We start from the raw sequence: 9,063 nt of genomic DNA on the forward strand, positions 1-9,063 counted from the left end.
CCGGGCGGCCCCGGCTCGCCCTTCTCCCCGCGCGGTCCTGCCGGCCCGCTCTCGCCGGCCGGGCCGACCTCCCCCCTCTCGCCGCGCGCCCCCTGCGGACCCTCCGGCCCCTGGGGACCTGCGACGCCCTGCGGACCGCGCGGGGAGAAGGGCGAGCCGGGGCCGCCCGGACCACCCGGGCCCCACGGCGAGCGCGGCCCCGTCGGACCCGCGGGCCCTGCGGGCGCACCCGCGCCGGCCGGCATCGCCCTGCGCGTACAGGTCGAGGCGTGCGCCAGCGGCGGCCGGTGCGTCGCAAGCTGCCGGGACGACGAGTTTGCGGTGAACGGCACCTGCAGCGGGGGTGAGCGGCCAGCGATGGACGAGACCAGCATCTACTGCTTCGGCATGGGGCGGGCGCCGGCGGCCCTCCGGGCCCGCGCGATCTGCGCGCGCCAGTAGCGGCCGGCATATGCACATCCCGCTCGGCCCCTCCCCGGCCGGGGCGGTGTCGCGTCGGACCGCGCACGGGCCGTCCCGGCCGTGGGACGGTGCCGGGCGGATGGCGCCCTCCTCGCCTTCCAGCATCCCGCGCGCGTGAATATACGCGTTCGTGATGGACTGACCTTCGGCCCGGGCTCGTTGATTGCGCTGGATGACAATCGCCGGCTGCGGGACGAAGCGGATGCCATGCTGTGACGGGCCGTCGTGCAAGAGACCCCCGCGGCCTGCCCGGAAGCCGCCGAACCGCGAGCGCCGGGCGGCTCTTCTCCTGCCGGGAGAGAAGCTCTGGCTCGCCTGCACGATCCGGAACCTGCATCGGTTCGGTGCAACCGTGGAATTCGATGCGGATCTGTCGCGGGAGAGACGGTCCAGCCAAGCGTGCCACCTGCGCTCCGACCGCCTCTCGATCGATCGACACTGCGACGTCACCTGGATCGACGCGCGCACGCTGTTCGCGAACTTCCGTGAGCGGGCCGCGATACGGAGCGCGTAGAGGATCGACCGTCGCACAGCACGCGATGTCTCGCGCGGGCAGGATCGTTGGGCCGCGCCCGTCGGGCGTCATGCGGCCCGTCGTGGCGTCGGGCGAGGATGGACGTGCGGGCGACGGCGGCGACCGCGGGGCCGTGCGGACCTTGATCCATGATATTGCGGGGTCGTGACGATTGCAGATCGGCGGATGCGCGGGTGCGGGGACTGAATTTACAGCGCGGTCGTCATCATATAAGTCGTTCGACACTGGGGAGCGTGTTGGTGCGGGAACACGCGATGACCGATATGACCCCGATCGCGGCCGAAGCCGCGGCGCGCCTGGCCTTCAGCCTCATGCGAAGTGCCTATCTCGACCTCGCCCAGACCTTGCTTCGAATGGAGGAAGGGCCCGCGCGCGCGTTGCTGCAGGGCGTCGAGCACCGGATCGCGTACCGCCTCGGCTACCTTGGAGAGGGTATCCCCGAGGATGCGCCGCAGAAGACCGCGATCGCAACGGCTGCCGGACGCGTCCGTGCCGTGCTTCGCGAGGCGCAGGCGACCTGAGGGCGCTGCGTCGTCCCGCACGGATCGCGGGCGGGCGCTCGGATCCGCCGTCCCGCCGCACCCTGGCCCGGGGAAAGCTGGGGACGAGGAACGGTGCGCGGTCAGTCGGCGCCCTCGGACGCTTCGGGGCGTCCTTCGCTGGCTGGCCGCGACCGGGGTGCGGGCTGCTCGACGCGGCGGAAGCGGACGCGGGCGCGACGGAACAGAAGTGCCTGCGGATCCCTTCTCCTCACACACGTCGCTGGGTGGGCGGGCCGCAATGTCATTCGCGTTCTTCGGTCAGCTCGTCCCGTCGGCCCTGCTCGATCCGTCTGGTCTAGCCGGGACGCCGCGCGGGCCGCAGGCGAGCCCGTCCGAGGCGCGGCCGCGACGCCGGCCCGACGCCGACCTTGCGATGGACGCGCCGACCGAAGCCGTCCAGCCGACGGACTCGGAGCGCGCGCATGTCGGCGGTGCGCGACGCTGGTCGCGCGCGCCTTAGCGCCCGTCACGAGATTCCCGTCGCACCGTCGCGTGCCGAGGCAGGGCGCCCGCTGATCGGACGTTTCGTGCGGTCCTCCAGGCCCTCGTCGGACAGGCAGGCCGCGATCGCAGGCCGAGGCTGCGCGCGATCGGACTTCCGCGGATCGCGGCGAGGCCGAAGCCGGTGTGGGCGGGTCGGAACCTTCGACACCTGACGGCATGCGCCGAGCGCGCCGACGCGGCGACATGCCATGGGGCCCCGGACGGCGATCCCGCTCGCTCGGGCAACGCCAGCGGGACCGTGACGGATGGAGGGTGGATGCCCACCTTGTATACTGTATGCCAAGAGGCTAGGCTGTTGGCCAATATCCTCTGGAGCACCCCGCTCCCATGCGGTGCGCTCCCTGCCAGGGCGCGCCGACCTCTATGTACAGCATCAGTCTCGGCCTCATCGAAGCCGGCCCTTCCCTGTCCGTGCCGAAGGGCCTGAGCGCCATAGAGCGGGATGTACTGGATGCTCTCAGCGACGAGTACGTCAGCACGACCGTCATCAAGTGCCGTGCGAGACTGCCGATCAACCAGCGGAACGGGCCGACCCTCCAAGCCTGCATCGACCTGAGGAGCCGAGGTCTGGCCGAGAGCATCGGATCCGGCCTTTCCCTGCGCTGGCGCAGGAGGACGGCCGATGACGCGTCCATCGCGCCCGAGGGAGGCGGGATCGATCGCTGAAGCCCGCGAGGCTTGCCCGGCCCGGGCCCTTCCGTCTCGGCCGCGAACCGCGCGGTTCAGGACGCGGCGATCAGCGCCACACCGCCGATCATCAGCAGGCCGCCGACGATCCGAGGCAGGCTGGCGGCATGGCGCTCGAACCCGACCCAGCCGAAATGGTCGAGCGCGATCGAGGTCAGGACGCCGGCGGTGACGAGCAACCCCGTGAATGCGGCCGCTCCCACCCTCTGGGCGACGAGAAGCTGTGTCGCCACGATGCCGCCGCCCAGGACGCCGCCGAACCACGCCCACCACGGAATGCGGGCGGCCTCCTCGAAGGTCGGTAACGCCAGGCGGCCCGAGGCCAGGCCCGCGGTCAGGATCGTCAGAAGGGTCCCGACCCCCACGACCAGGCCGGCCGTGAGCGGTTGGGAGAGCCCTCGGGCCAACGCACCGTTCTGCCCGGGCTGGATCGCGTTGGCGATGCCCGCGAGCAGGACGATGCCGTAAAGGTACCACATGTTGGGATCCGATCCGCACCACCACCGGAAGTGGAACGCGCGAGCCTGGTCTACGCTTCAACGCGGCCCCGCGATGCGTCGTCCGCGCCCCGCCGACCGCACCCGCACCGCGTCGCGCGGCCCGGGATCGTGCTCGACCGACGAAGCTTCGGAACGCCGCGCGCAGCCGTGGACCGGGTGCTCGTGAGGAACGGTGAGCCTTGCCGGCCGATCACGCGGAGGACGCCGGCCTGCGCCAGAAGCGCAGCGCTTCGATCGAAGACCGATCGCTCGGCATGGCTGCGGACCGAACGCGAGGCGTGCCGGAACGTCATGCGAAAACTGCATGCCGGGCTTGAGGCATGTGGTATACCAAACGGAGGCGTGCAGTGCGATATCAGCCTCATCGCACTGCACCACAGGACGCCCGCCGATGACCCTCCTCGCCGCTCTCGCTCTCCTCCCCTTCGCCGCCGCCGTTCACGTCTCGCTGGTGATCGCCCTGGCCAAGACCTTCGACGGCGACGCCCAGAACGCTGGTACGGCCGGTGCCGTCCCGACCCTGGCCTGATCCACGGAGCGGCCGCCCTCCGCGGCCATGACGACGCAGCCCGTCCGGTTCGCCGTGGCGGGCTTTGTCTTGTCTGCATTGTGGCCGTCGCTGCCGCCGGCCGCGGCGCGGTGGCGATGACGTGACGGCCGCGGTCTCGCGGGAAGTCGTGAAACCGCCGAACTGGGCGTGATTCGGTGGCCACGCCGCCCCGGCCGTGCCCCCGACTGTCGCACGGTGCGGGGCCGCTCCGCCTCGGGGCGCGGCGTTCAGGGTAGGGGCGCCTCCGCCCGTGTCGCGGTCCACACGACGTGGCGCGGGCCGGTGTGGCCGTTGGCGGGGATGCGGGTTTCGGCGACCGCGAAGCCGTGGCGCTTCAAGCGGGCCTTGAACTTACGATCCGGTGAACCGGACCACACCGCGAGGACCCCCGCGGGGCGCAGCGCCCAGCGCAGGCGCTTGAGGCCCCAGCCGTCGTAGAGCCGGTTGTTGGACCGGCGCATCAGGCCCTCCGGCCCGTTGTCGACGTCGAGCAGGATGACGTCCCAGCCGGCGGGTTCCGACTGGATGAGGCGGTTCACGTCGGTTTCCTCGACGCTGACGCGCGGGTCGTCCAGGCAGCCCGCGAAGACCCGCGACAGGGGGCCACGCGCCCAGGCCGTCACCGCCGGCACGAGCTCGGCCACGACGATCCGCGCGTCGGGCCCCAGCGTGCGCAGAGCCGCGCGCAACGTGAACCCCATGCCGAGGCCGCCGATGAGCACGCGCGGAGCCGGCGTGTGCGTCATCCGGGCGCAGGCCAGCGTGGCCAGGGCCTCCTCCGAGGTGCCGCGCGTGCTGTTCATCAGCTCGATCTCGTCGACGACGATCGTGAACTCGTCGTCCCGCTGCATCAGCGCGAGGCTCCGGCCGCCGCCCGGCACGGGGCCGGTATCGAGGTGAACCCAGGCGTTCATGGGGAGCCCTTCCGGTGTTGGCGGCGACGGTCCCCGGCCGGGGGGCGTCGACGGAGCGGGCGGGGCCGGCTTCGGCGCCCGTCAAGGCCGCTCCATGGTCTGCGTCCCCTGCTCGGGTACGGCTTGCCCCGCGCGCCGGGGAGCGTCTATCAGCCCTCATGGCCAAGCGCATCAAGTCCCTGCCGCAGGAGCGCGGTTTCGTGCTCTTCGACGTCGTCTACGCGGACGGCAGCCGCGCCTCGAACCGGCGTGTCCCGGTCGAGATCCTCGGCGGGCTCGACGGCGACGCGCCGGCCGAGCAACTCATCCTCGAGCAGGATCAGGAGATCGCCCGGAAATCCGGGCGGCCTGCCCGCGAGATCCAGAGCCTGTCCCGCTCGCCGGCTCCGGCCCCGAAGGTCGTCGCCTGATCGATCGCCCGGGTCTGTCCGCCCGGTTTCCCCGCTGCGGTCAGGCCGCGTTCGGCGGGGAGATCGCGGCGGCCGGGCGCGGCGCCGTGCGAGCCTGCAGCCAGGTGGTGAGCGGCTTCTCCACGAGATGGTGGAAGAGGAGTGCCACCGCGCAGGCGAGGACGAGCGAGGCGGCGAGCATCGGCCAGTAGCCGAGCCTGTCGTGGAGCCCGGCGGCCACCCAGGCCTTGCGGAAGCCGAAGATCACGAAGGGGTGGCTGAGGTAGAGCGCGTAGCTCGCATCGCCCAACCGCGCGGCGAGCCGCGTCCCGAGGCCGCCGGACCCGGCTCTCCGCCACCGGGGTCCGAGCGCGGCGGCCGCGACGAGTAGCGCCGCCGGCACACCCCAGCCGACCACCCGCAGGACGTCGTTCGGCGTGGTCCAGTCGAGGGCCTGATGCCCGGATCCCATCGGGTCCCAGGCCAGGGTGGCGACGGCTGCCGCCACCAGCGCGCCGCATGCGGGAGCCGACAGGCGGACGCTCGCGCGCAGCAGGAGCGCGAGGCCCATGCCGAGGGCGAATTCGATGAGGATCGGACGCGTCCAGAAGAAGGCGGCCGCCCCGAGCGGTCCCGGCAGGCCGGCCGGCACCAGGGCGCCCAGCAGGACCAGGGCGGCCAGCACCCCGGCGACGCCGAGCACGGCGCGGCCCCGCGCGAACCCGATGAAGAGCGCGAAGACGCCGTAGAAGAACATCTCGTAGTTGAGGGTCCAGCCGAGCGTCAGGATCGGGCGCGGGATGCCGTCGCCGAAGGCGTCGGTCGGCCAGAAGGCGAAGGAAGCCAGGATATCGGCTGTCGCGGGCAGCACCTTGCCCTCGGTCGCGGCCGCGCGGATCAGCAGTGCGAGGTAGAGCCCGGTGAACAGCCAGTAGAGCGGCACGATGCGCACGAGGCGCCGGCCGAGGAAGTGGCCGGCCGCCTCCGGCCGGGCGAACAGCCGCTCCGAGCTGTAGACCATGATGAAGCCGGAGATGACGAAGAACAGGTCCACCCCCGCCCCCCAGGGCAGGGTGAAGATCCGCTCGAAATCGCCGCCGAGCTTGAGGCTCTGGACCTTGGCGTCGTGCTGGGCGTGCCCGAAGGCGACCGTGAGGGCCGCGACCCCGCGCAGGATCTGGATGGGAACGATCTGGTTCATGGGAGGCCCGGACACGCTCCTGCGCGGCGCTCCCCGGAGCGTAGGCGGACCCGCTTAACGCGGGCTCTCGCCGCCGCCCGCATCCCGCGACAGCGTTAAGCGTTCACCGCGCAGGGCAATCGCATATGCCGCGCGAGTCCTGAGCCGGATCGAGCGCGGGTCCCCTCTCCCGTGCGGGAGAGGGACAGGGTGAGGGACGAGAACTGTCAGGATCGGGCGCGATAGGCCCGCTCGGTGGCGCCGCGCCATGTCCGTAAAATTCTCATCCCTCACCCCAACCCTCTCCCGCACGGGAGAGGGGGCGCGTTGCGGCTCGGGCGCGATCCGAGACGGGTTGCCGCCATATGTGCGATCGCCCTGCTCACCGCGGCTCCCCTGCCCGGGCGCGCAGCCACGCCCAGCGCGCGACGTGCAGGCCCCAGACCATGCCGAGCATCATGTAGACGTGGCGCCACTTCTCGATGTCGATCTGGAAGCCCTGGAGGAAGAACATCAGCAGGGCCGGCCAGGCAATCTGGGCGAGGCGCTGGTAGGGCGAGGGCGTCAGGCAGAGCCGGAAGCCGACCGCGGCCGTGGCGAGCACGATGCCGAGGAACGCGAAGCCCGCGATCCAGCCGCCGTTGGAGAAGGCGCCGATATAGGAGTTGTGCGGCTCCAGGCCGAAGACGCGGCGCCAGCGCAGGGGGCCGAAGCCCTCGGGGCGCTCCAGCAGCATCTCCATGCCGCGGCGCTGGTTGCCGAAGCGCCCGGTCTCGCCCTCGTCGTAGTCCTTCGTGGCGACCGCGCGATCGCTGAAGCGCGCCGCGACGCCGTCCAGCGCGAACAGGCCCCCGATCATCGCGGCCCCGCAGACGAGGGCGACGGCACCGAGGCCCGCGATCCGGCGCCGCAGCGCCCGCGTCGGCGCCGTGACCCAGGCCATGGCGCTCATCAGGCCGATCCCGAGCAGGCAGGCCGCCCAGGAGCCGCGCGAGAAGGACAGGAAGATGCAGGCCAGGATGACGAGGAGCGCGGTGAGCGAGCCGAGAATCCGGCGGGTGCGCCCGGTGATCAGGTTGTGGATCAGGTAGAGCGCCGCGAGGATCAGGAACGAGCCGAGCAGGTTCGGGTCCTCGAACACGCCGGAGGCGCGGCCGTCCATCGTGAACAGGATGCCGTCGCCGAGCACGTCGAAGTAGCTGAGGATGCCGCAGACCGCCGCGAACAGGCAGCTCGCCAGATAGGCCCGCAGGGCGAACTCGACCCGGCGCGGCGTCTCGTCCGAGAAGAACATCACGAAGAAGACGCCCGTGACGATCAGGTAGACCGACTGGAAGGTCCACTCCCCCGGCAGCGTCTCGTCGAGATAGGGCAGCAGCGAGACGACGAGGCAGGTTCCGTAGACGAGGAGCAGCGCGAAGATCGCCAGCGCCGCCCGGTGGAAGCGCAGGCCGAGCAGCGACCAGAGCAGCAGGGTCGGGATCGCCACGAAATCGTAGGGCGAGGGCCGCAGGAAGGTGAAGCAGGTGAAGAACAGGAACAGCCAGAACAACCCGTAGCCGAGGGATTCCAGCGCGGCCCGCACGGGCAGGCGGCCGAGCCGGGAGACGCCGGGGGATCGGGGCCGGTCCGGCCCGGCGATGGTGGTGGCGTGCATCGGGGCGGGGTCCGGACGCGGGAGGCGCTGTCGATCGCCGCGAGGATCCACGAGCCGGATCAGCAAAGCCTTAAGGCTGCGGGCCTGCGGCGTGCCGTCCGGGGGCGGAACCGCGGTCTCGTCTCGCGGATTCGAGCCCGCATGGCCGTTCCCCACAGACACGAGGCGCCCCCGCGCCCGCGCGGCGCGAAAGCCGCCCCCGAGGCCGCCCCCCAGGCCGCGCCGGCGCCCGACCTCGCCGCGAAGGCGCTCGCCGTGCACCGGCTGCTCTGCCCGGTCTACGGCTGCCCGATCCCCTACTTCCACGCGCTCGATCCGGTGAGCGAGCTCGTCTCCTCGCTGCTGTCCCACCGCACGCGCAACGCGGATTCGGGCCGCGCCTTCAAGGCGCTGCGCGCCCGCTACCCGGACTGGGCGGCGCTGATCGCCGCACCGGTTCCCGAGGTCGAGGCGACGATTGCCGGGGTGACGTGGCCGGAACTCAAGGCGCCGCGCATCCAGGCGGTGCTCGCCGCCGTGCGGGAGCGGGCCGGCGGGCTCGATCTCGGCTTCCTGGCGGGGATGGAGGTGGAGGCCGCCCGCGCCTGGCTCGAAGCGATCCCGGGCGTCGGCCCCAAGACGAGCGCGGCGGTGCTCAGCTTCTCGGTGCTGCGGATGCCGGCGCTGCCCGTCGACAGCCACCATCACCGGGTGGCGCAGCGCCTCGGCCTGATCGGCCCGCGGGTCGATGTCGGCCCGTCGCACCCGATCCTGCGGGCGCAGCTGCCCGCGGACTGGAGCGCGCAGGACCTCTACGACAACCACGAGATCCTGATGCTGCACGGCCAGCGCGTCTGCCACCACCGCAACCCGGCCTGCGGGGCTTGCGTGCTCGCCGAGATCTGCCCGAGCGCAAGGGTGGCGTAACGGGGTTCCAAGGGGCCCAAGGCCCCTTGGCAGGGTCCGGGGCGCGCAGCCCCGGGATTGGCCTCTCCGGCCCGGCTCTGCCGGGTCGAAGAGGCCACATGCAGGGCTCTGCCCTGCACCCGCCAAAGGTCTTCGACCCTTGGGACCCAGGACCACCCGCGCTCAACCTTGACCCGGTCCCTGCCACCTGATCAGAAGCCGGGTCCCGCCAGGTCGGCGGGCCTCAGTGAGGCGGGG

General features: G+C 72.1%; 9 protein-coding genes and 1 pseudogene. 6 read left to right on the forward strand and 4 right to left on the reverse strand.

Annotation, left to right across the window (positions count from 1 at the left end; all coding sequences use genetic code 11):
• From AX737_RS37580 to AX737_RS28525, 3 genes and pseudogenes are all read left to right on the forward strand, one after another.
• A pseudogene (locus AX737_RS37580) lies at nt 1-441 on the forward strand (hypothetical protein); the annotation flags it as partial.
• Nucleotides 442-1,236: 795 nt separating this feature from the next.
• Nucleotides 1,237-1,518, forward strand: coding sequence for a hypothetical protein (locus AX737_RS28520; RefSeq protein WP_156454011.1), 282 nt, complete (start codon nt 1,237-1,239; stop codon nt 1,516-1,518).
• Between the two features lie 888 nt (nt 1,519-2,406).
• On the forward strand, nt 2,407-2,709 hold the full coding sequence (locus AX737_RS28525) for a hypothetical protein (protein ID WP_156454012.1): 303 nt from the start codon (nt 2,407-2,409) through the stop codon (nt 2,707-2,709).
• A 56-nt stretch (nt 2,710-2,765) separates the two neighbouring features.
• On the opposite strand, the gene AX737_RS28530 is transcribed toward AX737_RS28525, so the two are convergent.
• Complete coding sequence (locus AX737_RS28530; protein ID WP_066927241.1) at nt 2,766-3,209, reverse strand: DMT family transporter; 444 nt, start codon at nt 3,207-3,209, stop codon at nt 2,766-2,768.
• A 412-nt stretch (nt 3,210-3,621) separates the two neighbouring features.
• Between AX737_RS28530 and AX737_RS34990 the strand changes: the two genes are divergently transcribed.
• On the forward strand, nt 3,622-3,759 hold the full coding sequence (locus tag AX737_RS34990; RefSeq protein WP_197430751.1) for a hypothetical protein: 138 nt from the start codon (nt 3,622-3,624) through the stop codon (nt 3,757-3,759).
• Nucleotides 3,760-4,007: 248 nt separating this feature from the next.
• Here AX737_RS34990 and AX737_RS28535 read toward each other — a convergent pair whose 3' ends face one another.
• The gene (locus AX737_RS28535) at nt 4,008-4,694 is read right to left on the reverse strand and encodes a hypothetical protein (RefSeq protein WP_066927242.1); all 687 of its coding nucleotides are present in this window, start codon (nt 4,692-4,694) and stop codon (nt 4,008-4,010) included.
• A 158-nt stretch (nt 4,695-4,852) separates the two neighbouring features.
• Between AX737_RS28535 and AX737_RS28540 the strand changes: the two genes are divergently transcribed.
• Entirely contained in the window at nt 4,853-5,104 is a 252-nt protein-coding gene (locus tag AX737_RS28540; protein WP_066927244.1) for a hypothetical protein, read from the forward strand.
• Between the two features lie 40 nt (nt 5,105-5,144).
• On the opposite strand, the gene AX737_RS28545 is transcribed toward AX737_RS28540, so the two are convergent.
• Complete coding sequence (locus AX737_RS28545) at nt 5,145-6,284, reverse strand: acyltransferase (protein WP_238230417.1); 1,140 nt, start codon at nt 6,282-6,284, stop codon at nt 5,145-5,147.
• A gap of 361 nt (nt 6,285-6,645) precedes the next feature.
• Nucleotides 6,646-7,920: an O-antigen ligase family protein gene (locus tag AX737_RS28550; protein WP_156454013.1), complete on the reverse strand. Its 1,275-nt coding sequence runs from the start codon at nt 7,918-7,920 to the stop codon at nt 6,646-6,648.
• Between the two features lie 141 nt (nt 7,921-8,061).
• On the opposite strand from AX737_RS28550, the gene AX737_RS28555 reads away from it, so the two are divergent.
• Nucleotides 8,062-8,826, forward strand: coding sequence for a Fe-S cluster assembly protein HesB (locus AX737_RS28555; RefSeq protein ID WP_082773353.1), 765 nt, complete (start codon nt 8,062-8,064; stop codon nt 8,824-8,826).
• Nucleotides 8,827-9,063: the final 237 nt, after the last annotated feature.

The organism is Methylobacterium sp. CCH5-D2 (genome assembly GCF_001556475.1).
Taxonomy (GTDB): Bacteria; Pseudomonadota; Alphaproteobacteria; order Rhizobiales; family Beijerinckiaceae; genus Methylobacterium; species Methylobacterium hispanicum.

Coding starts and splice junctions, on each gene's coding strand:
- AX737_RS28525 (WP_156454012.1), top strand. CDS start 2,407: ATGTACAGCATCAGTCTCGGCCTCATCGAAGCCGGCCCTTCCCTGTCC.
- AX737_RS28530 (WP_066927241.1), bottom strand. CDS start 3,209: ATGTGGTACCTTTACGGCATCGTCCTGCTCGCGGGCATCGCCAACGCG.
- AX737_RS34990 (WP_197430751.1), top strand. CDS start 3,622: ATGACCCTCCTCGCCGCTCTCGCTCTCCTCCCCTTCGCCGCCGCCGTT.
- AX737_RS28535 (WP_066927242.1), bottom strand. CDS start 4,694: ATGAACGCCTGGGTTCACCTCGATACCGGCCCCGTGCCGGGCGGCGGC.
- AX737_RS28540 (WP_066927244.1), top strand. CDS start 4,853: ATGGCCAAGCGCATCAAGTCCCTGCCGCAGGAGCGCGGTTTCGTGCTC.
- AX737_RS28545 (WP_238230417.1), bottom strand. CDS start 6,284: ATGAACCAGATCGTTCCCATCCAGATCCTGCGCGGGGTCGCGGCCCTC.
- AX737_RS28550 (WP_156454013.1), bottom strand. CDS start 7,920: ATGCACGCCACCACCATCGCCGGGCCGGACCGGCCCCGATCCCCCGGC.
- AX737_RS28555 (WP_082773353.1), top strand. CDS start 8,062: ATGGCCGTTCCCCACAGACACGAGGCGCCCCCGCGCCCGCGCGGCGCG.